This window comes from Pseudoduganella sp. R-32, assembly GCF_049913245.1.
Lineage (GTDB): Bacteria > Pseudomonadota > Gammaproteobacteria > Burkholderiales > Burkholderiaceae_D > Rugamonas.
Genome location: NZ_CP183987.1, coordinates 4,915,548 through 4,940,931 on the forward strand (window position 1 = coordinate 4,915,548; position 25,384 = coordinate 4,940,931).

The 25,384-nt window shown below is 64.7% G+C and carries 26 protein-coding genes; 18 read left to right on the forward strand and 8 right to left on the reverse strand.

Annotated features, from left to right (window positions below; all coding sequences use genetic code 11):
• Positions 1–2 precede the first annotated feature (2 nt).
• Positions 3–326, forward strand: a complete 324-nt coding sequence (locus ACN9MU_RS22290) for a c-type cytochrome (protein WP_426162621.1) — start codon at positions 3–5, stop codon at positions 324–326.
• Here the strand turns inward: ACN9MU_RS22290 and ACN9MU_RS22295 are convergent.
• Both ACN9MU_RS22295 and ACN9MU_RS22300 read right to left on the reverse strand, forming a co-directional pair.
• A complete protein-coding gene (locus ACN9MU_RS22295) occupies positions 289–1,194 on the reverse strand; it encodes a sulfurtransferase (RefSeq protein WP_426318592.1) in 906 nt (301 codons plus the stop codon). The two genes, ACN9MU_RS22290 and ACN9MU_RS22295, sit on opposite strands and share 38 nt — an antisense overlap.
• A gap of 22 nt (positions 1,195–1,216) precedes the next feature.
• Entirely contained in the window at positions 1,217–4,090 is a 2,874-nt protein-coding gene (locus ACN9MU_RS22300; protein ID WP_426318593.1) for a M16 family metallopeptidase, read from the reverse strand.
• Between the two features lie 48 nt (positions 4,091–4,138).
• Here ACN9MU_RS22300 and ACN9MU_RS22305 point away from each other — a divergent pair, with 48 nt between their 5' ends.
• Genes ACN9MU_RS22305 through ACN9MU_RS22315 form a run of 3 tightly spaced genes read left to right on the forward strand, consistent with a single transcriptional unit; the run spans position 4,139 to position 6,532 of the window.
• Positions 4,139–4,906: an ABC transporter permease gene (locus tag ACN9MU_RS22305; protein WP_426343473.1), complete on the forward strand. Its 768-nt coding sequence runs from the start codon at positions 4,139–4,141 to the stop codon at positions 4,904–4,906.
• A gap of 4 nt (positions 4,907–4,910) precedes the next feature.
• Positions 4,911–5,876 (forward strand): MlaD family protein, encoded by a 966-nt coding sequence (locus ACN9MU_RS22310; protein ID WP_426336132.1) that lies wholly within the window; start codon positions 4,911–4,913, stop codon positions 5,874–5,876.
• A gap of 2 nt (positions 5,877–5,878) precedes the next feature.
• Entirely contained in the window at positions 5,879–6,532 is a 654-nt protein-coding gene (locus tag ACN9MU_RS22315; RefSeq protein WP_426336133.1) for a hypothetical protein, read from the forward strand.
• Between the two features lie 116 nt (positions 6,533–6,648).
• Here ACN9MU_RS22315 and ACN9MU_RS22320 read toward each other — a convergent pair whose 3' ends face one another.
• Positions 6,649–7,908: a DEAD/DEAH box helicase gene (locus tag ACN9MU_RS22320; protein WP_426343474.1), complete on the reverse strand. Its 1,260-nt coding sequence runs from the start codon at positions 7,906–7,908 to the stop codon at positions 6,649–6,651.
• 95 nt (positions 7,909–8,003) lie between these two features.
• Between ACN9MU_RS22320 and ACN9MU_RS22325 the strand changes: the two genes are divergently transcribed.
• Positions 8,004–8,969, forward strand: coding sequence for a dipeptidase (locus ACN9MU_RS22325; protein WP_426343475.1), 966 nt, complete (start codon positions 8,004–8,006; stop codon positions 8,967–8,969).
• Positions 8,970–8,979: 10 nt separating this feature from the next.
• Here ACN9MU_RS22325 and ACN9MU_RS22330 read toward each other — a convergent pair whose 3' ends face one another.
• Both ACN9MU_RS22330 and ACN9MU_RS22335 read right to left on the reverse strand, forming a co-directional pair.
• Positions 8,980–9,369: a VOC family protein gene (locus ACN9MU_RS22330; protein WP_057259270.1), complete on the reverse strand. Its 390-nt coding sequence runs from the start codon at positions 9,367–9,369 to the stop codon at positions 8,980–8,982.
• 47 nt (positions 9,370–9,416) lie between these two features.
• Positions 9,417–10,304 (reverse strand): LysR family transcriptional regulator, encoded by an 888-nt coding sequence (locus tag ACN9MU_RS22335; RefSeq protein ID WP_426343476.1) that lies wholly within the window; start codon positions 10,302–10,304, stop codon positions 9,417–9,419.
• Between ACN9MU_RS22335 and ACN9MU_RS22340 the strand changes: the two genes are divergently transcribed.
• The gene (locus tag ACN9MU_RS22340; protein ID WP_426343477.1) at positions 10,289–11,008 is read left to right on the forward strand and encodes an alpha/beta fold hydrolase; all 720 of its coding nucleotides are present in this window, start codon (positions 10,289–10,291) and stop codon (positions 11,006–11,008) included. The two genes, ACN9MU_RS22335 and ACN9MU_RS22340, sit on opposite strands and share 16 nt — an antisense overlap.
• Here the strand turns inward: ACN9MU_RS22340 and ACN9MU_RS22345 are convergent.
• Positions 10,937–11,395: a hypothetical protein gene (locus tag ACN9MU_RS22345; protein WP_426336136.1), complete on the reverse strand. Its 459-nt coding sequence runs from the start codon at positions 11,393–11,395 to the stop codon at positions 10,937–10,939. The genes ACN9MU_RS22340 and ACN9MU_RS22345 overlap by 72 nt on opposite strands.
• Before the next feature lie 31 nt (positions 11,396–11,426).
• Between ACN9MU_RS22345 and ACN9MU_RS22350 the strand changes: the two genes are divergently transcribed.
• Both ACN9MU_RS22350 and ACN9MU_RS22355 read left to right on the forward strand, forming a co-directional pair.
• Positions 11,427–11,834, forward strand: a complete 408-nt coding sequence (locus tag ACN9MU_RS22350) for a MerR family transcriptional regulator (RefSeq protein WP_426318600.1) — start codon at positions 11,427–11,429, stop codon at positions 11,832–11,834.
• A gap of 23 nt (positions 11,835–11,857) precedes the next feature.
• Entirely contained in the window at positions 11,858–12,604 is a 747-nt protein-coding gene (locus ACN9MU_RS22355) for a Mut7-C RNAse domain-containing protein (RefSeq protein ID WP_426336137.1), read from the forward strand.
• Here the strand turns inward: ACN9MU_RS22355 and ACN9MU_RS22360 are convergent.
• Complete coding sequence (locus ACN9MU_RS22360) at positions 12,594–14,432, reverse strand: DUF4153 domain-containing protein (protein WP_426336138.1); 1,839 nt, start codon at positions 14,430–14,432, stop codon at positions 12,594–12,596. The genes ACN9MU_RS22355 and ACN9MU_RS22360 overlap by 11 nt on opposite strands.
• Before the next feature lie 89 nt (positions 14,433–14,521).
• Between ACN9MU_RS22360 and dapC the strand changes: the two genes are divergently transcribed.
• The 10 genes from dapC (at position 14,522) to ACN9MU_RS22410 (ending at position 24,929) form a co-directional block, all read left to right on the forward strand.
• The gene (dapC, locus tag ACN9MU_RS22365; RefSeq protein ID WP_426336139.1) at positions 14,522–15,739 is read left to right on the forward strand and encodes a succinyldiaminopimelate transaminase; all 1,218 of its coding nucleotides are present in this window, start codon (positions 14,522–14,524) and stop codon (positions 15,737–15,739) included.
• Positions 15,736–16,557, forward strand: a complete 822-nt coding sequence (gene dapD, locus ACN9MU_RS22370; RefSeq protein ID WP_426162641.1) for a 2,3,4,5-tetrahydropyridine-2,6-dicarboxylate N-succinyltransferase — start codon at positions 15,736–15,738, stop codon at positions 16,555–16,557. Before dapC ends, dapD begins: the two co-directional genes overlap by 4 nt.
• Before the next feature lie 24 nt (positions 16,558–16,581).
• A complete protein-coding gene (locus ACN9MU_RS22375; protein ID WP_426162642.1) occupies positions 16,582–17,721 on the forward strand; it encodes a PilT/PilU family type 4a pilus ATPase in 1,140 nt (379 codons plus the stop codon).
• A 196-nt stretch (positions 17,722–17,917) separates the two neighbouring features.
• Complete coding sequence (locus ACN9MU_RS22380; protein WP_426336141.1) at positions 17,918–19,450, forward strand: helicase HerA-like C-terminal domain-containing protein; 1,533 nt, start codon at positions 17,918–17,920, stop codon at positions 19,448–19,450.
• A 65-nt stretch (positions 19,451–19,515) separates the two neighbouring features.
• Complete coding sequence (locus ACN9MU_RS22385; RefSeq protein ID WP_426343478.1) at positions 19,516–19,848, forward strand: hypothetical protein; 333 nt, start codon at positions 19,516–19,518, stop codon at positions 19,846–19,848.
• Complete coding sequence (locus ACN9MU_RS22390; protein WP_426343479.1) at positions 19,845–20,300, forward strand: acyl-CoA thioesterase; 456 nt, start codon at positions 19,845–19,847, stop codon at positions 20,298–20,300. Before ACN9MU_RS22385 ends, ACN9MU_RS22390 begins: the two co-directional genes overlap by 4 nt.
• Positions 20,301–20,443: 143 nt before the next feature.
• Positions 20,444–20,797 (forward strand): ArsC family reductase, encoded by a 354-nt coding sequence (locus tag ACN9MU_RS22395; RefSeq protein ID WP_426162648.1) that lies wholly within the window; start codon positions 20,444–20,446, stop codon positions 20,795–20,797.
• Positions 20,794–21,927 (forward strand): succinyl-diaminopimelate desuccinylase, encoded by a 1,134-nt coding sequence (gene dapE / locus ACN9MU_RS22400; RefSeq protein WP_426336144.1) that lies wholly within the window; start codon positions 20,794–20,796, stop codon positions 21,925–21,927. Before ACN9MU_RS22395 ends, dapE begins: the two co-directional genes overlap by 4 nt.
• A gap of 10 nt (positions 21,928–21,937) precedes the next feature.
• Positions 21,938–22,828: a 50S ribosomal protein L3 N(5)-glutamine methyltransferase gene (gene prmB / locus ACN9MU_RS22405; protein WP_426318605.1), complete on the forward strand. Its 891-nt coding sequence runs from the start codon at positions 21,938–21,940 to the stop codon at positions 22,826–22,828.
• A gap of 145 nt (positions 22,829–22,973) precedes the next feature.
• Entirely contained in the window at positions 22,974–24,929 is a 1,956-nt protein-coding gene (locus ACN9MU_RS22410) for an ATP-binding cassette domain-containing protein (RefSeq protein WP_426343480.1), read from the forward strand.
• Here the strand turns inward: ACN9MU_RS22410 and ACN9MU_RS22415 are convergent.
• Positions 24,899–25,369, reverse strand: coding sequence for a chemotaxis protein CheW (locus tag ACN9MU_RS22415; RefSeq protein ID WP_426162653.1), 471 nt, complete (start codon positions 25,367–25,369; stop codon positions 24,899–24,901). The genes ACN9MU_RS22410 and ACN9MU_RS22415 overlap by 31 nt on opposite strands.
• Positions 25,370–25,384 lie beyond the last annotated feature (15 nt).

The window sequence follows — 25,384 nt, forward strand, 5'->3', positions numbered from 1 at the left end:
TCATGCGGCTGGCAACCGCCCTGCTGGCAGCCTGCGGGCTGCTGGCCTGCCTGCCGGCCCTGGCCCAAAGCCAGGGCCGGCTTGGCCGCGAGGTATATGAAACGGTCTGCATCGCCTGCCACGCAAGCGAGAATGTGATGGTCAGTTCGCCCAAGCTTGGCGACCGCAAGGAGTGGCAGGAGCGCATGGCGCGTGCCGGCGGCCTGGATGGCCTGGTGCGCAATGCCATGAGAGGGGTGGGCGCGATGCCGGCCCGCGGCGGCAGGCAAGAACTCGATGCCGACCAGCTCAAGGCCGCGATCCGCTACATGATGCAGGCGGATTGACCCGGCTCCACTCGCACCAGCCGCCGTCGTACACGCTGATGCGCTCCCAGTCCATCAACCAGGCATAGAAGAATGCCAGCGAAGCCCGCCAGCCGGTGCCGCAGTAGAAAGCGGTGCGCTGGCCGGGCTCGATCCCCGCCTGGCGCCACAGCGCGCTGATCTCCGCCGGAGGTTTCATGGTCCCGTCAGCGTGCTGGTATTCGCTCATGCTGTGCACGTCGCCATCGTTGCCGGCACGGCCCCAGCGAGCGCCGGGAATGTCGCCGCGGGCATCGATATAGCTGTAGCCGGAGGTGGCGCCGACGTGCTCCTGCCAGGTGCGGATGCTGACCAGGGCGCCGTCCGGCTGCTGCAGCAGTTCGCGCGCCTGGGCGGTGTCAATCAGGAAGTCCGGGCGCGCCGGAAAGGTGGAACCAAAGCTTGCCGCAGCTTGCGGCAACTGGCCGGCGCCCCGCTCCAGCGCATGGCCGGCCCGCAGCCAGCCATCGAAGCCGCCATCGAGCAGGCGCACGTCGGCCACGCCGGCATACAGCATCAGGTGGGCAGCACGGGCAGCGGCCAGCGAGTTGCGGCCGTACAGGATGACGGTGGTGTCGTGGCGGATGCCGTTTTCCAGCAGCAGCGCCAGCAAGGCATCGTCGGAAACCTTGTTCCAGTGCGGCTGCCGTTCGAGGCGGTTGGTGTCGATATAGCCAGCGCCCGGAATATGGCCGGACAGGTAGGCGGCGAGGCTGTCGCAGCCTACTTCAAACAGGCGCCACGCCCCGCCCGGCGCTGCCGGCACGGGCACGCCATCGAGCAGGCGCGCCAGCCAGGCAGGCGATGGGAGCTGGTGCCAGCGCGCCAGGTCGGGACGGAAACCATGCATTTAAAACAACTCAAAATCACAATCAATCCGGCAGTTTACCAGCTTCGGCGGGCGCCTCCGGCTTTGCATCGGGCTTGGCATCAGCTTTGTTCTCCGCTGGGTGCATCACCACCTGCACGTAATTATTGAAGTCGAAATAGCGCCTGGCGGCGGCCTGCACGTCCGCCACGGTCAGGCTGGCGATCATGTCGTTCTGACGCAGCAGCAGCCTGGAATCGGTCCTGTTGACCAGCGACTGCTGGAGGTTGACGAGCCACCAGCCGTTTTCGCGCAAGGCCTTGCGGTAGTTGCTGGTCCAGTTTTCCTTGACCTTGGCCAGGTCGGCCTCCTCCGGTCCCTTCTCCTGCAGCTTGCGCGCTTCGGCAAAGGTGGCTTCGATGGCCTTGTCCGCGTTTTCCGGCGCGGTCGGCAGGCCGATATTGATGGTGTAACTGGGGTAAGGATGGCGCGCCATGCCGCCATGGATGCTTGCGGTATAGACCAGGCCGCGCTGCTCGCGCAAGGCTTCCGTCAGCTTGATCTGCATGATCTCGATGAGGGCGCGCAGGCGCATCTGCTCGACCTCGTTGAAACCGGCTTCGCCCGCAAAGATGATGCTGACCTGGCTCTTTGCTTCGCGGCCGCGGCGCACTTCCTTCTTCACCACGCCGCGCACCGGGCGTACATGGCGGTCCTTGTATTCGACAGGTATTTTCGCAGCCGGCAGGCCACCGAGGTAGGTCGCCAGCAAGGGCTTGATCTTCGCCACGTCAAAACTGCCGACAAAGAAGAAGGTCATGCCGTAAGCACTGGACATGCGCTCCTTCTGCAGCGCCATCACGCGCTCGAGGCGAATGCCGTCCAGCTCTTCCGGACGCGGCGTCAGGCCCACGCGCGGATGGTTGCCGTACATGGTCGTGCGCATGGTATCGGTCAGCACCGCCTCGGGACGCGCCTGGGCGTTGCGCGCCTGCTCCTGCTGCTTGTCGATGAAGACATCGAACAGCGCCTGGTCGCGGCGCGGCTGGGTCATTTGCAGGTAGGCCAGCTGTAGCATGGTCTCGACGTCGCTGCTGCTGGAACCGCCGGCAAATCCTTCGGTCACGCTGCCCAAGGCAAAGGCCGAGCGCACGCTGTGGCCGGCCAGCATTTTCTGCAGGTCCAGCGGCGCATAGCCATCGACGCCCATGCTGGCGAGGATGGCGGTGGCATAGCGCGCGTTGACGATATCGCCCTCCTCCGCCAGCGACTGCCCGCCGAAACGGGTCGACGACATCAGCACCTGGTCGTTCTTGAAATCGGTCGGCTTCAACACGGCCTTCACGCCGTTCGACAGCAGCAGCTCGGTGGTACCCAGCAGCTTGTCCGTGCTTTCCTTGACGATGCGGCCGGCCTTGGGCGGCTGCGCCATCAGGCTGGCAGCAAGTGCCTTTTCCTCATGCGCCGACACGGTGGCCTTTTCGGCCTCCTCCACGGTGGCCAGCATCTGCGTCGCCTGCGGCACCACGGTGCCCGACTTGTCGTTGCCCATGAAGATGACCAGCTTCTTCTGCCCGACCGGAATGGCGTTGCGCACCTGGGCATTGACTTCTTCCAGCGTGATGCCCGGCAGCAGCTCCTTGTAATAGCTGTATTCGTTTTCGATGCCGGGCATCGATTCGCCATCCAGGAAGTGGCGGGTGAACTCGCTCACGTAGGCCGCCGACTCCGTCTTGTCGCGTTCGTTGTACAGGTTCTCGATGAAGCGCATCATATTCTTCTTGGCGCGCTCCATTTCAGCCGCGCCAAAGCCAAGCTGGCGCGCACGCTCGCCTTCCTCGACCACGGCGCGGATGGCCGGCAATGCGCCGGCCTTGCCCACCACGGCGCTCGAAACGAAGGCCTGCCGGCCATGTACCGCCTTGGCCATGTTGCTATAGCCTTGCAGGAAAGGCGGGTTCGGTTGCTGCGACAGTTCGGCGATGCGCTGGCTCAGCATCGCTGCCGACAGCAACTCCACCATGCGGTTGCGGTACTCGCCGACAGTCTTCGATTCGGTGCGCTCGATGAAGCGATAGCGGATCGTCACCAGATTTGACGGCGCCTCGCGGTCGGTGACCACGATGGCTTCCGACTCCTTGCGTTCCGGGATCGGGGGGTAGGTGCGCGGGCGCGGGTTGGCGGGATTCACCAGCTTTGAAAAATGGCTGGCCACCAGGCGCTCGGCCTCTTGCGGATCGACGTCGCCCACCACGATCACCGCCATCAGGTCCGGGCGGTACCAGTCCTTGTAGAAGCGGCGGATCGCATCGGGCTTGAAGGACTTCAGGATTTCCGCCTTGCCGATCGGCAGCCGGCTCGCATACAGCGAGCCGTTGAAGATCTTCGGCAGCAGCACCTTGTTCATGCGGTCGGTCGCACCTTTGCCCAGCCGCAGTTCTTCCAGCACGATGCCGCGCTCGCTCTCGATATCGGCATCGTTGAAGGTCACGCCCTGGGCCCAGTCTTCCAGCACCAGCAGGCCCTTGTCCAGGTTTTCCTTCTTGTCGACCGGGATCGGCAGCATGTACACCGTTTCATCGAAGCCGGTGTAGGCATTCAGGTCGGCGCCGAATTTCACGCCCACCGATTGCAGCCACGAAATCAGCTCGTGGCGCTTGAAATGGGTCGAGCCGTTGAAGGCCATGTGCTCGGTGAAGTGGGCCAGGCCAAGCTGGTCCTCGTCTTCCAGTACCGAACCGGCCTTCACCACCAGTCGCAGTTCAACGCGCTTTTCCGGGCGGCGGTTCTGCTGGACATAGTAAGTGAGGCCGTTGGCCAGCCTGCCGGTCCTGATCTGGGGATCAAGCGGCAGCAGCGTTGCGGAATCGGGGGCGGCGGAAGCCACGAAGGAGCAGCACACCAAGGCTGCTGCCAGGAGCAGTTTTAGTAGTTTCATAACATAGTACGATACACCATAGCTTGTCGTTAATGCTAGTATGCCGGAATGAACGCTTACCGCCCTGCAATCGCGTGGCTGACCAGCTGGTGGCAGTTGCTGCAGTTCGCCGCACTGCTGCTGACGCGCGCCTTGGCGCCATCCAGCTACCGGCGCGATAACCGGCGCATGCTGTCCGAACAGATCGTCGTTGCCACCACCGCCAACCTGGCCTGGTTTTCCGTGCTTTGCGCGCTGATCAGCCTCGTCATCATTCGTATCGTCGTCGTCACCTCGGCCAGCTACGGCCTGTCGCGCTATGCGCTGGAAATGGTGGTGCGCGTACTGGTGCTGGAACTGGTGCCGCTGACGGCGGCGCTGTTCGTGGCCTTGCGCACCACCCTGCCCGCTGGCGTCGAATTCGCGCAGCAAAGGCTGGCCGGCCATGCGCCCGACGCACGCGCCGCCCTGCGCACCCAGTTCTACCCGCGCGCCGCAGCGGGCGTATTCGCCGTGTGGATGCTGGCTGCCGTCAGCTGCCTGCTTACCCTGGTGCTGGCCTACCTGGTGATGTACGGCTTCACGCCATGGGCGCTGCCGGGCTACACCCGCGTCGTGGGACAGATCTTCAATCCGGCGGTGTGCCTGATCCTGGTCCTGAAGGTAGTGTTTTTCAGCCTCGCGGTAGCGGTGATCCCGCTGGCTTCCTCCTACTTCACCGGCGCCTCCAGTCCGCTGCGGCGCATCGGCGTAGCACACGGGCTGGCCGACATGGTGCGCATGTTTTCCGTGATCCTGGTGGTGGAAGCCGCATCCCTGATGGGTAATTACTATTGACGATATGAGCGAAACGACTCCCCCCGCTACCGGTGCCGAGCCGGCGCCGATCCATAACGCCGAAGCCAAGGCAGTTGCCCTGCTGGTGCTGCTGGTCGCCCTGGTGCTTGGCGCGATCATGTACCTGATGTACGCACGCGGCGCCTTCGAGCCCACGCAACGGCTGGTGCTGACCGCCGACGACTCCGAAGGCGTGGCGGTCGGCATGGACGTAACCTTCGCCGGCTTCCCGATCGGCCGCGTGCAGCGCATCGAGCTGGCGCCGGACGGCAAGGCCCGCATCCTGGTCGACGTACCGAGCAAGGACGCGCACTGGCTGCGCACCACCAGCATCTTCACGCTGGAAAAGAGCCTGGTGGGCGGCGCCAAGCTGCGCGCCTTCACCGGCATCCCGGCCGACCCGCCCTTGCCGCCCGATGCCGAGCGCGCGCTGCTGGTGGGCGACATGGCCGCCGAAATCCCGCGCCTGCTGCAATCGGCCAAGGACTTGCTGAACAACCTGGCGGCGCTGACCGCCGAAGAATCCGCACTCGGCACCAGCCTGCGCAATGTGCAAGGCGTGACCGAGAAATTGAATGGCCCCGGCGGCGCGCTCGGCGTGCTGGCAGGCGAAGACCAGAAAGCGCGAGAACTGCTGCGCAATGCCAATTCGCTGGTAGTGAAGGCCGACAGCCTGGTCGGCAACGCCGACAAGCGCGTGTTCGGTGAAAAAGGCCTGGCCAACGATACGCAGGCGGCGGTGCAGCAGTTGAATGCCCTGCTGGCAGACGCGCGCAACTCGCTGAAAAAGCTCGATGCGGTACTGGTGGAAGCGCAAGCTGTCGGCGCCAACACGCGCGCCGCCACCGAAGACCTCGGCGCCTTGCGCGCCGAAGTCGACGCCAACCTGCGCAAGGTAGAACAGATGATCAATGAGCTGAATCGCAAATGGCCGTTCAAGCGCAGCGAACCGGAGATCAAACTTCCATGAGAATGTCGACACTCGCCGCGGTACTGGCCGCCGCGTTGTTGGCCTCCTGCAGCAGCGGCCCGCGCGTGCCGGACTGGCAGTTGAACGCCGCCGGCGCCACCGAGCGCGCAACTTCGGCCTACATGGAAGGCAAGACAGCCGTCGCCGAGCGCGAGTTCAGCCTGGCCCGCAACCAGGTCGGCAGCACCGCCCAGCCCGCGCTGGCGATCCGGATCGAGCTGCTGCGCTGCGCGGTACAGGTAGCAGCCCTGGCATATGAAGAATGCGCCGGCTTCACGCCGCTGCAAGCCGACGCTTCCGCCGCCGACCAAGCCTACGCCCGCTACCTGGCTGGACGCGCCACCCCGTCCGATGCCGCCCTGCTGCCCGAGCCGCAACGCGCCGTAGCCGGTGCATCCAGCGACACCGCAGCCGCGATGGCCGCCGCCGCCATCAGCGACCCGCTCTCGCGCATGGTCGCCGCGGGCGCCCTGATGCGCGCCAACCGCGCCACGCCCGAACTGGTGACGACGGCCATCAACACCGCCTCAGCCCAAGGCTGGCGCCGCGCCGTCCTGGCCTGGCTGAACGTGCAATTGCAGCGCGCCGAACAAGCCGGCGACACCGCCGAAGCCGAACGCCTGCGCCGCCGCATCAAGCTCGCCACCACTCCATAACAGCCGAGTCCGTGTCACACCTTGGGGTCACACCCCAGGTGTGACACGGGCTCTAGCATGCCGCGCGGTTGAGGTCGTGTCACACTTAGGGTGTGACCCCATGGTGTGACACGGGCTCAGCCGTTGTTGGTGTTGGCGGCGGCTTCGCGCAGTTTGTCTTTTTTGCTCTTGCGCTTGCCTTTGATGCCGCCGGTGCCGTCGCTGGCGCCGGGGGGCAGTGGCTTGGCTGCCGTGGTCGGTTCGAAGCCGGCCAGGCGTTCGCGCTGGACGCGTACGTTCTGGCGCTTTTCGATCAGGCGGAAATGCTGTTCGGCGTCGGGGGGGATGAAGCTGACCGCCAGGCCGGAGGCGCCCGCGCGGCCGGTGCGGCCGATGCGGTGGGTGTAGTCGGCCGGTGAGCGCGGCAAGTCGTAGTTGACCACCACCGGCAGTTGCGCGATGTCGATGCCGCGCGCGGCGACGTCGGTGGCGACCAGCACTTTCAGTTTGCCTTCGCGGAAGTCGTTCAGTACCGAGGTGCGGGCGCCCTGGCTGAAGTCGCCGTGGAAGGCTTCCGCTGCCACGCCGCCGCGACGCAGCTTGTCGGCCACGTGCTCGGAGGCGTATTTGGTGGCCACGAACACCAGCACCTGCTTCCAGCCCTCGTCTTTCAGCAGGATGCGCAGCAGCGAGGTGCGCTGCGCCTGGTCCACTTCAATGGCGCGCTGGGTGATGTCGGGTGCGGACGCTGCTTCGTCCAGCGTGGCGACCCGCACCGGTTCGTGCAGCAGCTTGCCGGCCAGCGCCTGCACCGCCGGCGGGAAGGTGGCGGAAAAGAACAGGTTTTGCCTGCGCGCCGGCAGCAGCGCGAGGATGCGGGAGATTTCGTCGGCGAAGCCCATGTCCAGCAGCTTGTCCGCTTCATCCAGCACCAGCACCGAGGTGCCATCCAGCTTGAGCGCATTGTGCTCGACCAGGTCGAGCAGGCGGCCGGGGGTGGCGACCATGATGTCGGTGCCGCCGCGCAGGGCCATCATCTGCGGGTTGATCGAAACGCCGCCAAAGGCGACCGAGACCTTGACCGGCGACGGAAGGTGCGATGCCAGCCCGCGCAACGCTTCTCCAACCTGCGCCGCCAGCTCGCGCGTGGGCGCCAGCACCAGCGCATGCAGCTTGCGCGGGCCGGCACCTGGACGGCCCGCCTCGAGCAAGGCATTCAGCAGCGGCAGCGCAAAGGCGGCCGTCTTGCCGGAGCCGGTTTGCGCCTGCCCCAGCACGTCCGCGCCGCGCAGGGCGGGAGGGATGGCGGCGGCCTGAATGGCGGTGGGGGTGCTGTAGCCGGTCTCGGTGATGGCGTTGAGCAGTGCGGGCGCGAGGCCCAGGCTGGAAAATGTCATGGCGTGCTTCGTTGGGATAAGCCGGCAGTATACCTTGTGCCGGGTTTCGTGCGACTATACGTTTGCTATCAATATACCAACAATCACAACAAGAAATGATCAACTGGGATGCCCACATCTGCCTGCCGCAGCATCCGCAGGCGGATTTCTCTCCGCTCGACCAGCTCCATTCCGCTGGCGTGAACTACGTGTCGATCGCCGTGGGCGCGGACATGAATCCCGTGTCGCAGGTGATGTCGGTCATCGCCGGCTACCGCGCCACCATCGCCGCCAATCCGGGCCGCTATCGCCTAGTGTCCGGCGTGGATGAAGTGATCCAGGCTGCGGCCGACGGCGTATTGGCCATCGGCTTCGACATGGAAGGCGCCATGCCCTTGATGGAGCAGCCGGAAATGGCAGAAGTGTATGCCCGGCTGGGCGTGCGCCAGATGCTGTTCGCCTACAACCGCAACAACAACGTGGCCGATGGTTGCCACGATATGGCACGCGGCCTGACGCGCCTGGGCCATCGGGTGCTGAAGGCGGTCAACGACGCTGGAATCATCGTCGATTGCTCCCACACTGGCCGCCTGTGCAGCCTTGAAATCATGGAAGCTTCCAGCAAACCGGTGGTGTTCAGCCACGCCAATCCGTTTGCCCTGGTGCCGCACGGGCGCAATGTGACCGATGAACAGATCCAGGCCTGCGCGTCGACAGGCGGCGTGGTATGCGTGTCGGGCCTGTCGTGGTTCCTGGGCTGCGAGCAGCCGACAGCGGCGGACGTGGCGCGGCACGTGGCCTATGTCGCCGACCTGGTGGGCGTGGCCCACGCAGGTGTCGGCCTGGATATCTGCTTCAGCGAAAAAGACCTGGACGATACGCCGCCCGGCGGCTTCAATCCCGGCTGGTGGTGGCCGGAGTCGGCCGGCTATCGCGCCGGCCGTTCTCCTTCCTTCGTGCCGATCTATGCCTGGAGGTCGCTGCCGCTGGAATTGCGCAAGCTGGGCATGGCGCCCAGCGAGATCGAGCAAGTCCTTGGCCGCAATATGCTGCGTGTGGCACGGGCGACCTGGCTAAGCTGAGCGACGCAGCTTACATCCCGACGTCGCCGTAAGGCCCTGCCAGCACCACAACGTAACCTTCCGGATCGCGCAGCCACAGTTCGCGGTGCTGCGCGTTGCTGTTTTCCTTCGGCCCCTCCAGCACGGTGGCGCCGGCTGCAGTAGCGCGATCGACCGCATCGTCAAAGTCGTCAGTCCAGAACCACAGCAGCGCACCGTTGCCGTAGGGGCGCTGTTCGGGATTGCCGATGTGAGGATGATGGTGGGCATCCCAGCGGTGCAGCTGCAGCACCATGCGTCCGTCATGCAGCAATTGCTCGTACTCGTTGCCGCCGTGTCCGCTCTTCAGGCCCAGGGTTTTCTGGTACCAGCGGCTGGCCGCCTCGACGTTGCTGACAGCAATCAAAGGTTGCGCTTGCATATCTCCTCCGTTTCCAGGGTTCGCGGAAAAACCTGCTGGACCTAAGCTTACCCCGGTCCGAACCTCTGCACAGCAAAGTCGAGAAAACTTCGCAATTTTGGCGTCATTCGCCGGTCGGGCGCATACAGCACGTGCAAAGCGCGAGCCACTGGTTCGTAGCCCGGCAACAGCCGCACCAGGCGGCCGGCGGCGATTTCCTCGGCCAGCAATTCGTGGGGGTGCAGGACTATTCCCTGCCCGGCCACGGCTGCGGCGCGCAGGGCTTCGCTGTTGTCGGTCGAGAACCTGCCGCGGATTGAAACCGACTCGCGTCGTTGCGGCCCGTCGAATTCCCATGCCGTGCGCAGCGTGGTGTGCGAGAACACCAGGCACTCGTGTGCTTGCAGGTCCTGGGGCGTTTTCGGCTTGCCGGCCGTTTTGAGGTAAGCCGGCGCCGCGCACAGGACCATGCGGTACGGTGCCAGCCGCCGTGCCTGCAAGCCGCTATCGGGCAGTTCGCCCGTGCGGAACACGGCATCGTATCCCTCCTCGATGAGGTCTACCGTCCGGTTGCTCAGGCTGAGATCCAGCGTGACTTCAGGGTTCTGTTTCAGGTACTCGGGAATGGCCCCGGCGAGCGCCCGGCTGCCGAAGGTGATCGGTGCGCTGATGCGCAGCCGCCCCCTTGGCACGGCGCGGGTTTCCGCCAGCAGCGCTTCGGCCGCCTCCATCTCGGCCAGAATGCCTTTGGCCCTCTCGTAAAAGATGCGGCCGCCGTCCGTCAGGCTTTGCCGGCGCGTGGTGCGGTTCAGCAGCTTGATGCCAAGGCCCTGCTCCAGCGCCCGCACCTGCTTGCCCGCCAACTGCGACGAGATGTTGAGCTCTTCCGCTGCCGCAGAGAGCGAACCAAGCTCCACCGCTTTCACGAATACCTGCATGCATGTCAGCTGCCGCAACCGGCGGCGCCGCTCCGGCCAAGCCTACCGTGGTCCTGGTCCATGGCGCCTTTGTCGACGGCTCGGTATTGAACAAGGTCATTCCACAGTTGGAGGCAAAAGGCTTGAAAGTAGTGGCGGTCCAGAATCCATTGACTTCGCTGGCCGACGACGTCGCCGCGACCAGGCGCGTGCTGGACATGCAGGCCGGCCCGGTCGTCCTGGTGGGGAATTCCTGGGGTGGCGTCGTCATCACCGAAGCTGGCCGGCATGAGCGCGTCAAATCGCTGGTCTACATCGCGGCTTTCGCTCCCGCCGAAGGACAGTCGATCGTGACCGCGTCCAAGGGCTACCCGACACCTTCGTGCTTCAGCCACTTGGTGGCCGACAAGGAAGGCTTCCTGACCCTCACGCTTGAAGGGGTGCAGAAACACCTCGGGCAATATGTCCCGGCCGCGGAAGCAAAGCTGTTGGCGGCTACCCAGGTTCCGATCCGCGGCCTCAATTTCGAAGAGAAGGTCGGCGTCCCGGCCTGGAAGAGCAAGCCGTCGTGGTACTTCGTGAGCGAGCAGGACAACATGCTGGCGCCGGCCCTGCAGAAGGACATGGCGAAGAATATCTCGGCACAGGTGGTCAGACTGCCTGCCGACCACTCACCGCACGTTTCGCGCCCCGGCGATGTCGCCAAGCTGATCCTCGCGGCGGCCGCTGCCACGTCGGATTAAGGGCGGGACGGCATACCACTGCACCACGCCGAAGGCGAATTCGGGGAGGACGAACAGCCAGACCAGCGGCATGCCGCCACCGGCCAGTGTCCAGGCAAACCAGGTGCTGAACATGAGGCGTGCCGTGCCGTCGTAGGTGGCGAACTGCGGCTGCGGGTCGCGCAGCCGCAGCCAGGACCACACCAGCACGATGCTGCCGAGCAGGCAGGCAAACAGGATGTGGATGGCGCCGAAGGCCGGCAACGGCGGCCCGCCCAGCGCTTCGTTTAGCGCGGACAGGTGGCCGTGGGCGATGGCGAAGGTCCATGGGGTGGCGAAAGGTGCCGTCACCAGCAGGTCGTAGGTGGCGCTGGCGCGCACCAGTTTGCGGATATTTGAAGTATTCATGCTGCGCAGCTTAAACCTTGGAGTACACTCCATGGTCAAGCACTTTTTTGGAGACGGCGAAATGCAGATCGGCGAACTGGCTGAAGCAACGGGCATCAGCCGCGATACCCTGCGCTATTACGAAAAGCGCGGCTTGCTGGCGGCGCGCCGCAGCACAAATGGCTACCGCGACTATCCCACGGAAGCGGTGGACTGGCTGCGCTATATCCGCATCGCGCAGGCGCTGGGCTTCACCCTGCAGGAAATCGAGGCGGATCTGCCGCTGCTGGCGGCGCCTGTCGAACAAAGCGCGGCGGTCCTGCGCACAGCCCTGCAAGCCAAGCTGGCCGAGATCGACCGTCGCATCGACGGCCTGCAGTCGTTGCGCGGCGAGCTGCTGCACCGCCTCAGCGAGCGGATGGAAGATTGCCCGCTGCGCCCCGTTGCGGCTGCGGCTTAGGCGCTGATTAGTTAAACTGGCGTATGGTCAACGCCACCTTCCGCTTCTACGAAGAACTAAACGACTTCCTGCCGCGCGAACGGCGCAAGGTTGAGTTCACCGTACCGTGCGCACGCGCGGCCACCACCAAGCACATGATCGAGGCGCTTGGCGTGCCGCATACCGAAGTCGAACTGATCCTGGTCAACGGCGAGTCGTCGGGCTTCGAGCGCCTGCTGTGCGATGGCGACCGGGTGGCGGTCTACCCCAAGTTCGAGGCGTTCGACGTGCGGCCGCTGCTGCGCGTGCGCGCCGAGCCATTGCGCTTGGTGCGCTTCGTGGCCGACGCCCACCTTGGCGGCCTGGCGCGGCTGCTGCGCATGGCGGGCTTCGATACGCTGTACGACAACCGGATCGACGATCCGACCGTGGCAGCGCTGTCGGCGGAGGAAGGCCGGGTCGCCCTCACCCGCGACCGCGAATTGCTGAAGCGGCGCGGGATTACGCACGGCTGCTATGTGCGTGCCCTGAAGCCTGCCGAGCAGTTTGCGGAGCTCTTCCAGCGCCTGGACCTGGCGGCCAGCGCGCGGCCGTTCACGCTGTGCCTGGCCTGCAATGCGCCGCTGCGGCCGGTGCCGAAGGCCGAGGTGGCGGAACAGCTTCCGCCTTCGGTGCGCGCATCGCAAGAGGAATTCCTGACCTGCGACGTCTGCCGGGGTGTGTTCTGGCGCGGCTCGCACTGGCGCCGCATGAAGGCGCTGCTGGAGAGCCAGGGCGTGGCTACCGGCTAGCGCTGCCTGCCTGCGCGCAATCGGGTTCGATCGATTCGACCGGCGCCAGCACGATCCGCTGGCCGCCAGCCTCGAGATCGCGCAAGCGTGGCGCTGCCAGCGAGAATTCGCCGGCCCTCAGGCGTTCCTGCAAGCCGGCGCATCCGGCGAGCGACTTGGGCGGCCGGCCGATGACCTGCCACCGTCCCTCCCGCTCGGCCAGGAGCGCCGCGCCATCGGCACGGTTTTCTCCGACCAGCAAAACGTCCTGCCGGCCGTCGCCGTCGGCATCCAGCAAGACCGCGTCGCACCGGCTGCCGGCGCGGCGCAGGCAGCCCGGCGCCCACGCCGGATAGCGGACAGCGGCCCAGTCCTGCGCGAGGAAGCCAGGCGGCATCCGGACGCCTTGCGGCCACACGCTCAGGTTGGCGGCAATATCGGCCGGCCCGGCAGTGCCGGTCTCCCCGCGATCCTCGTAGCGCTGGCTCAATACGCTTGCCGCGCGGGTGCGAACGGCTGCAGCCTGCGGACCGGCGCCGTGGGCGGCGAGCGTCTGCAAGGCTTCCATGCCATAGCGCGCGCCGCGGAAGCGCAGGAATCCATAGTCAAACTTGTCCGTCGCCGTTGCGCCACTGGCCAGCCGCGCCACCTGGCTGGCAACCGATATGCGTGCCGGATCAGCAAGCGGCGTAAAGAGCGACAGCGCAACCGCCAGCGAGAGCATCGCTGCCGCAAGGTTCACCTGGCGCAAGCCATCCAGCCACGGCCCGCCCCGGCGCACGGCTGCGTACACATAGCCGCCTGCATAGAACACTGCCACCAGCAGGCAGGCGGCGGCGATCACGCGGTCCGGCGTCCAGCCGTAATCGGCCACGCGCAGGCCGAGCGCATACACGCCCAGCATGGCCAGCGGCGGCAACAGGAAGCAGGCCAGCCGCGCCGAGAAACGGACGCTGCCCGCCAGCCCTGCGGCCGCGTCGCCCGCCTGGAAAGCGGCATTGACCAGCACCACCAGTACTGCGCTGCTAGCCAGCAGCACGGCGGTGGCGTGGCGCGTCTGCCACAGCACCTCCAGGCCGGTGAACGGCAATGCAGCCAGGAATCCGCCGACCAGCAGCACTGCGATTGGCAGGATCCAGGCTTTCAGCACCAGCAGCAGGCTGCGGATGCCGCGCACGATCGCCGGCCGCACGTCGGTGGTATGCATGGCGCTGGAAAAAGCCACGCATACCAGCGGCACCGAGAACCAGGACTTCATCAGCAGCTTTTCGAGGAAATTCAGCTTCAGGAGGCCGAACAATGCGGCGCCCATCCACATCACCAGCCAGATACCAACCACGAACAGGGCGGAAAACAACAACTGGATCGCCAGTTTCCAGGCACTTTCGAAGCAGGTGGCGTAATGGGCGACCCAGCGCCTGTCGTGCGCTCCTGCCATCACCAGGCTATGGGCGACAAAAAAGAAACCGATGACGAACGGGAACACGAGGAAGCTTGGCCGCAGCAACGGCGCATGGTCGAAGGCATTGCGCCACGCATCATGCATGCCAACCACCGCCAGCACGGCGGCGGCGGCTCCCAGCCACAAAGCCAGCGGACGACGCTCGAGATGGCCCAGGCTGGAAATCAGCAGGACGGGCAGGACGATGGCGGCCAGCACCAGCGGCAGGTAGAGCATCGGCTGGCTGGCCGGCCAGTTGCCGGACTGCTGCGCATGATACAAAAAATATAACACACCACCCTGCACCAGGCCGGCAATCAGGCGCAACTGCCCCACCCGCCGCGTGACGGCAGCGTCGCGCACCGGTTCCTGCGGCAGCACATCTGGTTCGGAGGTTGCGGCGTCCATGAAACGATCATATCCCCTTGTCAATTTTGCAGCAACGCCACTGTTGCGCAGTACGGCTATAATCAATGGTTCAACCAGCCGTATGCGCCATGAATCCACATCTCGACAAGCTGCAGTCCTACCCGTTTGAAAAACTGCGCCAGCTCTTTGCCGGCAGCACGCCCAATCCCGCTTTCAAGCCTATCAGCCTGGGCATGGGCGAGCCAAAGCACCCTACCCCGGCCTTCATCCGCCAGGCCCTGGTCGATAACCTGGACGGGCTGGCCAACTATCCGCTGACCGCCGGCAGCGAGGCGCTGCGCAACGCCATCGCGTCCTGGCTGGAGCGCCGCTACGACCTGCCGACGCTGGACCGCGCCACCCAGGTGCTGCCGGTAAACGGCTCGCGCGAGGCCCTGTTCTCGTTTGCGCAGACCGTGATCGCGCCCGATACCGGCGCACTGGTGATGTGCCCCAACCCGTTCTACCAGATTTATGAGGGCGCGGCATTCCTGGCAGGCGCCGAGCCGTACTTCGTCAATTCCGATCCGGCCCGCAATTTCGCGCCGGACTACGACAGCGTGCCGGAAGAAGTCTGGCAGCGCGTGCGCCTGCTGTTCATCTGCTCGCCGGGCAATCCGACCGGCGCCGTGCTGACGCTGACCGACTGGGAGCACCTGTTCGCGCTGTCCGATCGTTATAATTTTATTATCGCCGCCGACGAGTGCTACTCGGAGATCTACCATGGCGACGAGCCGCCGCTGGGCGCGATGCAGGCGGCCAATATCCTGGGACTGACCCGGGAAGGCGAGCCGTATGCCCGCCTGGTGGTGTTTTCCAGCTTGTCCAAGCGCTCCAATGTGCCGGGCATGCGCTCCGGCTTCGTGGCCGGCGACGCGCAAGTGCTGAAGAAATTCCTGCTGTACCGCACCTACCACGGCAGCGCCATGGGCCCGCATGTGCAGGCCGCCTCTGTCGCCGCCTGGAACGACGAAACCCATGTCGAGGAAAACCGCGCGCAATACCGCGCCAAGTTCGCCGCCATCACGCCCCTTATCCAGGAAGTGCTGGACGTGCAAATGCCGGACGCCAGCTTCTATTTGTGGGCCGATGTGACCCGCACCGGCCTGTCCGACACCGAATTCGCCCGCCGCCTGCACGCCGAGTACAATGTCACCGTGCTGCCGGGTAGCTACCTGGCGCGCGACGCCCACGGCGTCAACCCGGGCCGCAACCGCATCCGCATGGCGCTGGTTGCCGAAACCGAGGAAGGCCTTGAAGCGGCGCGCCGTATCGTTCAATTCTGTAACCAACTAGCTAAATCATGAGCATCCAGCAAATCATTGAAACCGCGTGGGACAACCGCGCCGAGATCAACCCGTCCAACGCCACCGCGGAAGTGCGCGATGCCGTCAACCACGTGCTGGCTGGCCTGGACAACGGCTCGCTGCGCGTAGCCCATAAAGAAAATGGCGCCTGGGTGGTCAACCAGTGGATCAAGAAGGCCGTGCTGCTGTCCTTCCGCCTGGAGAACAACGTGGTCATGCCTTCCGACGGCACCATGCAGTTCTACGACAAGGTTCCTACCAAGTTCGCCAACTACTCGGCCGAAGATTTCGCCAAGGGCGGCTTCCGCGTGGTGCCGCCAGCCGTGGCGCGCCGCGGCTCCTTCATCGGCAAGAACGTGGTGCTGATGCCTTCCTATGTGAACATCGGCGCCTACGTCGACGAAGGCGCGATGGTCGACACCTGGGCCACCGTTGGTTCCTGCGCACAGATCGGCAAGAACGTGCACCTGTCGGGCGGCGTGGGCATCGGCGGCGTGCTCGAGCCAATGCAGGCCAATCCGACCATTATCGAGGACAACTGCTTCATCGGCGCCCGTTCCGAGATCGTGGAAGGCGTGATCGTGGAAGAAAACTCGGTGATTTCGATGGGCGTGTACATCGGCCAGTCGACCAAGATTTACGACCGCACCACTGGCGAGGTATTCTACGGCCGTGTGCCGGCCGGCTCCGTCGTGGTTTCGGGCTCGCTGCCATCGGCTGATGGCAAGTACAGCCTGTACTGCGCCGTGATCGTCAAGCGCGTCGACGCACAAACCCGCGCCAAAACAGGCATTAACGAATTGCTGCGCGGCGTATAACCGTAACAAGGAGATACCCAAAAAATGGCTATGGACCGCCTGTTCCAGCTAATGAAGGAAAAAAACGCCTCGGACATGTTTTTTGCCGTAGGCTCGCCGGTGCATCTGAAGATCAACGGCCTTCTGATCCCGATCAACCAGCAAAAGCTCGAACCCGAGAACCTGGAAGCCCTGTTGGCTGAGGTCTGCTCGCCCGAGCAGCTGGAAGAACTGGATACGACCAACGAGCTGAACATGGGTATCTCCGTGCCCAACCTGGGCCGCTTCCGCCTGTCCGCTTTCCGCCAGCGTGGCAGCATTTCCGCTGTCTTCCGTTTCGTCCCGGCCAGCATTCCGCCGCTGGGCGAACTGGGCCTGCCGCCGGTGCTGGCCGACCTGATCATGGAAAAACGCGGCCTGGTGCTGCTGGTCGGCGCGACCGGCTCCGGCAAGTCGACCACCATCGCCTCCATGCTGGACCACCGCAATGAACTGCGCTCGGGCCACATCCTGACGCTGGAAGACCCGATCGAATACCTGTTCCGCAACAAGAAGTCGATCGTCAACCAGCGCGAGATCGGCAGCGATGCCAAGGACTTCTACACCGCCCTGCGCAACTCGATGCGCCAGGCGCCGGACTGCATCCTGATCGGCGAGATCCGCGACCGCGAAACCATGGCATCGGCCATGGCTTACGCGCAGTCGGGCCACCTGGTGCTGGCGACCCTGCACGCCAACAACTCGTACAACGCGCTGAACCGGATCATTTCCTTCTACCCGATCGAGAACCGCCCTGCACTGCTGCAGGACTTGTCCTCGACCGTCAAGGCGATCGTGTCGCAGCGCCTGATCCGTTCGGCCGGCGGCGGCACCCGCACGCCAGCGGTCGAGATCATGGTCAACACCCGCTACATCTCGGACCTGATCGAAAAAGGCGAGATCGGCCAGATCAAGGAAGCGCTGGAAAAATCCCTGTCGCCGGGCTCGCAGTCGTTCGAGCAAGCGCTGTACAGGCTGGTCATGGACGGCTCCATCACCAAGGATGAAGCCCTGGCCAACGCCGACTCGGCCACCAACCTGCTGTGGCTGCTGAACCACGGCATGGAAACGCCGCCAGCCGTCGAGGAAGAAGAACTGAAATCCCCGACCGACGCCTCCTTCACCGAGTTCACCCTGAACTCCTGACCTGGCGCGCGGGGCTGTCAGTGCCAGCGCTTGCCGAGGCAAGCGCTGCGCCGCACATCTGCGGTCCGGTTCTTGCCGATCCTGGCTAGGGCTGAACAAGTTTGCCGATGAAATCATCAGGACGCGCGGTAAGCTGCAAACGGCATGCGATGAGGTATGATCAGAATTTCATATCAACAAGAAATTCCGCCCCAATATGAGCACCGCCCTGCCGATCGCCAAAACCGACGCCCTTTCCCTCGACCTGCTATCCAGCCTGGTGAACCGCCACGGTTGCATCACCGGCGCTACCGGCACCGGCAAGACGGTCACGCTGCAGCGCATGGCACAATCGTTGTCCGACATCGGCGTGCCGGTCTTCATGGCCGACATCAAGGGCGACCTCTCTGGCATGGCGAAACCCGGCGTGCTGGGCGAAAAAATGGCCAAGCGCCTGGAAGCGCTGAAGCTGGAAACCCCGCAATGGGCCGCCTGCCCGGTTACCTTCTGGGACGTGTTCGGCGAACAGGGCCACCCGGTACGCGCCACCATTTCCGACCTCGGCCCCACCCTGCTGGCGCGCATGCTGAACCTGAACGATACCCAGGAAGGCGTGCTGCAGCTGGTGTTCAAGATCGCCGACGACAACGGCATGCTGCTGCTCGACACCAAGGACTTGCGCGCCATGCTGCAGCACGTGGGCGACAATGCCGCCGACTACAAGACCAGCTACGGCAACGTCAGCGCGGCCAGCATCGGCGCCATCCAGCGCGGCCTGCTGGCGATTGAAGAGCAAGGCGGCGAGCAGTTCTTCGGCGAGCCGATGTTGAACATCGACGACCTGATCCAGACCGATGCGGCAGGCAAAGGCGTGGTGAACATCCTCGCTGCCGACAAGCTGATGAACGCACCGCGCATCTACGCGGTGTTCCTGCTGTGGATGCTGTCCGAGCTGTTCGAAAACCTGCCGGAAGTGGGCGACCTCGATAAGCCGAAACTGGTGTTCTTCTTCGACGAAGCCCACCTGCTGTTTGCCGAAGCGCCGAAGGCCCTGCTGCAAAAGATCGAGCAGGTGGTGCGCCTGATCCGTTCCAAAGGCGTGGGCGTGTTCTTCATCACGCAAAATCCCCTCGATATTCCGGAGACCGTGCTGGGCCAGCTGGGCAACCGCGTGCAGCACGCACTGCGCGCTTACACGCCACGCGACCAGAAGGCCGTCAAGTCGGCCGCTGAAACCTTCCGCCCGAATCCGGCGCTCGACGTGGCGCAAGTGATTACCGAGCTTGGAGTGGGCGAGGCGCTCGTATCCTTCCTCGACGAAAAAGGCACGCCGCAGATCGTGCAGCGCGCCTTCGTGCTGCCGCCGGCATCGCAACTGGGCCCGATCAGCGCAGCGGAACGCCAGGCCGCGCGCGCCAGCTCGGTTGTGGCCGGCGTGTACGAGAAAGCCGTCGACCGCGAATCTGCCTACGAAAAGCTGACTGGCCGCGTCGCCGGCGCCGGCACCCCTGCACCCGCACCGGGTGGCCGCGGGCCGATGGGCCGGGGCACCGCGCAAGCGCCAGCCGAAGCGCCTGCCGACAGCGGCGGCTCGATCTTTAGCGACGTACTGGGCGGCCTGTTCGGCGGCAGCAGCAAGCGCGACACCGCAGTGCAGGCGATGGTGAAATCCGCCGCCCGCAGCATCGGCTCGCAAGTTGGCCGCGAGATCATTCGCGGCGTGCTGGGCTCCATCCTGAAGAAGCGTTGATCGTGCGGGCCGGTGTTTTGCTGCTCGCACTCCTTCCCGCTGTGCACGCACAGGCTTGCTCGTCCGTGTCGGCGCACCCCATCGCCTCGCTCAGCGACCTGCCTCAGGAGGTGTTGAACCTTCTGGGCCGCTTTGACAAGCCCCGCGCCGGCATCGCCGATATTGGCGAAAGCTTCAATGCGTCGGACGTGATTTACCCTGACAGCCCGCCCCAGCAGCGCCTGGTGTCCGGCGTGGCGGGCAAAGATTGCGTTGAACTGAAGGTGGAGTTCGGAGGCATCGCTTACCACACGGAGCAGATTGAGTTCCGGGACACGTGGCGAGGCTGGGCCAGGACCAGGGGCGGCTACGGCCCGGTCGTTCTCAAGCCGGCCCCGGTGCAGGCGCCACGGCCATGACGGCGCCTCAATGGGACCGGCCGGCGCCCTTCATCCTGCCGGTCACGCCGCGAGCGGCTGACATCGACGGCCTCGATCACACCAATAATGCGGTCTACGTGCGCTGGTGCGAAGAGGCTGGCTGGGCGCACTCCAATGCACTCGGCCTGACGCTGGCGGACTACAAGCGGTTGGACCGCGGCATGGCGATCCGCCGCAGCGAGTTCAATTACATCTTCGCCACCAACGAAGGCGAGGATCTGCTGCTAGGCACCTGGCTGCTGCCCGGCGACAGCCCGCTATCGATGCAGCGCTGCTTTCAGTTGGTTCGCCAGCGCGACAACACCACGGTTCTGCGCGCGCGCTGGGACCTGGTCTGCATAGAGCTGTCCAGTGGCCGCCCGAAGCGGTTGCCGCCGGAATTCAGCGAGGTGTACGTGCCGGCATTCAGTCAGGTGTCCGCGTCAAAATAGGCGCGCGCGTGGCGGCGGGTAGCTCCGCCCTCTTGCCATTCTCAGGAAACATTGGCAAAACGATCACGGCTTATCACGCTCGCTGCACGATATAATGTCGTCCTTCGGCCGCAAGGCCGCCCCCGCACAACATTATTTTCCGAATGATTACCCTCTACGGCATTCCCAACTGCGACACTGTCAAGAAAGCCCGCGTATGGCTGGCTGGTCAACAGCATGACTTCACCTTCCACGACTTCAAGAAACAGGGCCTGGACGAAGCCACCGTGCGCACCTGGCTGAAAACCCTGGACTGGGAAGTGCTGGTCAATAAGAAGGGCACCACCTGGCGCGCCCTGCCCGACGAGCGCAAGGCTGCCGTCACCAGCGCCGATGCCGCAGTCGCCCTGATGCTGGAAAACCCGTCCGTGATCAAGCGCCCGGTGCTGGTGGGTGCCGGCGCGAAGGCCCACGTCGGCTTCAACGACGCCATGTACCAGGAAATCTTCGCAGCATGAGCGCCTCCCGTACCCTCGACCTGACCGAGAAGCTGCTGGGCCGCGAGTCTGTCACGCCTGACGACAAGGGCTGCCAGGACCATTTGAAATCGTGGCTGGAGCCGCTCGGCTTCCACTGCGAGACCATCATTTCCGGCGAAGTCACCAACCTGTGGGCGCGCAAGGGCACGGAAAGCCCGGTGCTGGTGTTCGCCGGCCATACCGACGTGGTGCCGACAGGCCCGGTCGAAAAGTGGTCGTCCGAACCGTTCTACCCGACCCACCGCGACGGCAAGCTGTATGGCCGCGGCGCTGCCGACATGAAGACATCGATCGCCGCGATGGTGGTCGCTTGCGAAGAATTCCTGGCCGCGCACCCGGATCACAAAGGCTCGATCGCCTTCCTGATCACCTCCGACGAAGAAGGCCCGGCTACCGACGGCACCGTCACGGTGGTGGAAAAGCTGAGGGCGAGAAACGAGACCATCGATTACTGCATCGTCGGCGAGCCGACTTCCGACAAGACCCTCGGCGACATGATCAAGAACGGCCGCCGCGGTTCGCTGTCGGGCAGCCTGACCATCAAGGGCGTACAAGGTCACATCGCTTATCCGCAGTTGGCAAAGAACCCGATCCACCTGGCCGCGCCGGCACTGGCCGACCTGGTGGCCGAAGTCTGGGACCACGGCAACGAGTACTACCTGCCGACCTCCTGGCAAATGTCGAACATCAAGGCCGGCACCGGCGCCAACAACGTGATCCCGGGCGACATGCACATCGACTTCAACTTCCGCTTCTCGACCGCTTCCACGCACGAGAGCCTGCGCGAGCGCGTGCATGCCATCCTCGACAAGCACGGCCTGGAATACCAGCTGGACTGGACCTTGTCCGGCCTGCCCTTCCTGACGCCACGCGGCACGCTGTCCGAAGCGCTGTGCCACGCCATCAAGGATGAAACGGGCGTCGACACGGAACTGTCCACCACCGGCGGCACCTCCGACGGGCGCTTCATCGCCCAGATCTGCCCCCAGGTGATAGAATTTGGCCCCCCGAACGCCAGCATCCACAAGATCGACGAGCACATCGAAGTCCGCTTCATCGATCCACTGAAGAACATCTACCGCCGCACCCTGGAAAACCTCCTGCGCTAAGAAGAACACTATGGATACCACCCTGTACACCACCCCGCGCGACCTGATTCGCCACGCAGTCACCCGTTTCAACAAGGCCAAGCTGTTCTTCGGCCACGGCAGCGCCGAGGCTTACGATGAAGCGGCCTACCTGACCCTGCACACGCTGGCGCTGCCGCTGGACCGCCTGGAGCCGTTCATGGATGCGCGCCTGCAGCCGGAGGAAATCGCCGAAGTGCTGGCCGTGATCGAGCGCCGCGCCAACGACCGCGTGCCGGCTGCCTACATCACCAATGAAGCCTGGCTGGGCACCTACAACTTCTACGTCGACGAGCGCACTATCGTGCCACGCTCCTATATCGCGGAACTGATTCCGAATTACTTCGCCCCTTGGGTCAACGATGCGGAGAACGTGTCGAACATCCTGGAATTGTGCACCGGCTCCGGCTGCCTGGCGATCATGATGGCCGACGCCTTCCCTGATGCGGAAGTCGATGCGGTCGATATCTCCGCCGATGCACTGGAAGTGGCGCGCAAGAACGTCGAGACCTACAAGCTGGAAGACCGCGTGAACCTGATCCAGTCGGACCTGTACGCCAACGTCCCGGCCGGCAAGAAGTATGACCTGATCATCACAAATCCGCCTTACGTGAACTCGTCGTCGATGGCCAAGCTGCCGCAGGAATACCTGCACGAGCCGCAGATTGCTCTGGACGGCGGCGCCGATGGCATGGACCTTGTGCGCAAGATCGTTGCCGGCGCGGCCGAGCGCTTGACCGACGACGGCCTGCTGATCGTGGAAATCGGCAATGAGAAAGAGTTTGCCGAGGCGGCGTTTGGGGAGCTGGGGCTGACCTGGCTGACCACTAGCCAGGGCGATGATATGGTGTTCCTGATCACTGCTGACCAATTGAAAATCTAAACCGGCAAGGCGGTGTCCGACCCGCAGGGTCAGACACCGGTACGCCACGGCCGCGGACTGCGGAGTGACTGGCAGTGAGGGACGGGAGCTGGACCTTGGGCCAGTTCCCGCCGCTTTACCGGTTTTAACTAGAACGACCAAGAAAATGATCCGCTTCACCAACGTCAGCCTGATGCGCGGCCTGAAGCCGCTGCTGGAATCCGCCGACCTGACCCTGAACCCAGGCGACAAGATCGGCCTGATCGGCGCCAATGGCGCCGGCAAATCCAGCCTGTTCGCCATGCTGCGCAACGAGCTGCACCCGGACCTGGGCGACATCGACTTCCCGAAAAGCTGGCGCATGGCCTACGTGGCGCAGGAAACCCCTGCCCTGCCGCGTACCGCCATCGACTACGCCATCGACGGCGACGCCCACCTGCGCCAACTGCAGGCCGAACTGGCGCGCCTGGAAGCCCTGCCCGACACGCCGGAGCACGGCATCGAGATCGCCCACGTCCACACCGAACTGGCCGACGCCGACGCCTACACCGTGCAGTCGCGCGCCGAGCAACTGCTGCTTGGCCTGGGCTTTTCGCTGGAGCAGATGCAGCAGCCGGTGGCGAGCTTTTCGGGCGGCTGGCGCATGCGCCTGAACCTGGCGCAGGCGCTGATGTGCCCTTCCGACCTGCTGCTGCTGGACGAACCGACCAACCACCTGGACCTGGACGCGATCATCTGGCTGGAAGACTGGCTGAAGCGCTACCCAGGCACCCTGATCATCATCTCCCACGACCGCGATTTCCTCGACGAGATCGTGAACGTGATCGTCCACATTGACGATCGCAAGCTGAAACGCTACTCGGGCAACTACTCCGGCTTCGAGCGCCAGCGCGCCGCGCAGCTGGTGCTGCAGGCTTCCGCCATCGAGAAGCAGCAGCGCGCCCGCGCCCACCTGCAATCGTTCATCGACCGCTTCAAGGCCAAGGCCACCAAAGCGCGCCAGGCGCAAAGCCGCATGAAGCAGCTGGCGAAGATGGAAGAACTGGCGCCGCTGCGCGCCGCGGCCGAATTCAGCTTCGAATTCCGCGACCCGGTCAGCGCGCCGAACCCGCTGCTGGTCATGGAAGACGTCGACTGCGGCTACCACACCGAGCAAGGCGACAAGACCATCGTGCGCGGCGTGACGTTCTCGCTGGTACAGGGCCAGCGCATTGGCCTGCTGGGAGTGAACGGCGCCGGCAAATCGACCCTGATCAAGACCATTGCCGGCGACATCGACCCGCTGACGGGCACCGCCACCACCGGCAAGGGCCTGGTGATCGGCTACTTCGCCCAGCACCAGGTGGAGATGCTGCGCCACGACGAATCGCCCCTGTGGCACTTGCAGAAGATGGCGCCGACCGTGCGCGAGCAGGAGCTGCGCAACTTCCTGGGCAGCTTCAACTTCCCGGGCGATATGGTGACCAGCAAGATCGCGCCGTTTTCCGGCGGCGAAAAGGCGCGCCTGGCGCTGGCCCTGATCGTATGGCAGCGCCCCAACCTGCTGCTGCTGGACGAACCGACCAACCACCTGGACCTGGAAACCCGCGAAGCGCTGACCGATGCGCTGGCGCAGTTCGAAGGCACGCTGCTGGTCGTTTCCCACGACCGCCACCTGCTGCGCGCCACCACCGAGCAATTCATCATCGTCGAGAACGGCCGCCTGCGCGAATTCGACGGCGACCTCGATGAATACAAGGACTGGCTGCTGCAAACCAAGCTGGCCAAGCCTGCCGCTGCCGCCAGCGCCGCGCCGGCTGCCGGCCAGCCAGCCGCAGCCGAAGCCTCCCCGGTCGACCGCAAGGAGCAGAAACGCCTGGAAGCCGAGCAGCGCCAGCGCCTGTCGGCCCAGCGCAAGCCGCTGGAGAACCGCCTGAAGAAGGTGGAAGCCGCGATGGCCCAGCGCAGCGAACAGAAAGCCGCGATCGACGCCGCCCTGGCCGATCCCGCCATCTACGAAGCTGAAAACAAGCCCAGACTGAAAACCCTGCTGGCCGACCAGGTCGAATGCAGCAAGGAACTCGAACAGCTCGAAGGCGAGTGGCTCGAGCTTCAGGAGCAGCTGGAAGCGCTGGCCGCCTGACGCGGACGCGCCGCCCCGCGCACCGCCATCAGGCGGTCGATATCGAGCATGATCAGCCGGCGTTCGCCGAGCTGTCCCATCCCCAGCAGGTAATCCACCTCCTCGCCCACATGCGGCAGGGGGTGGACCGCGCTGGCCGGCAACGACACCAGGTCGGTCACGCCATCGGTCACCATTCCCATCACACAAGTCGAAAGCTGCAGGATGATCACGTCCGTGCGCGGATCGTGCACCGGCGGCCGGGGGCCGAACGCCACGCGCATGTCCACAATGGGCATGATGACGCCGCGCGACAACGCCACGCCTTCAACGATTTCTCCGCCCGATGCAATACGCTCGAGCGCACTCAATGGACGCAACTCCTGCACGCGGCGGTAGTCCAGCGCGTATTCAAGGCCGCCCAGGCGGAACGTCAGGTACTGTCGCAGGTCGGCTTCCATATTGCTCCTCTGATT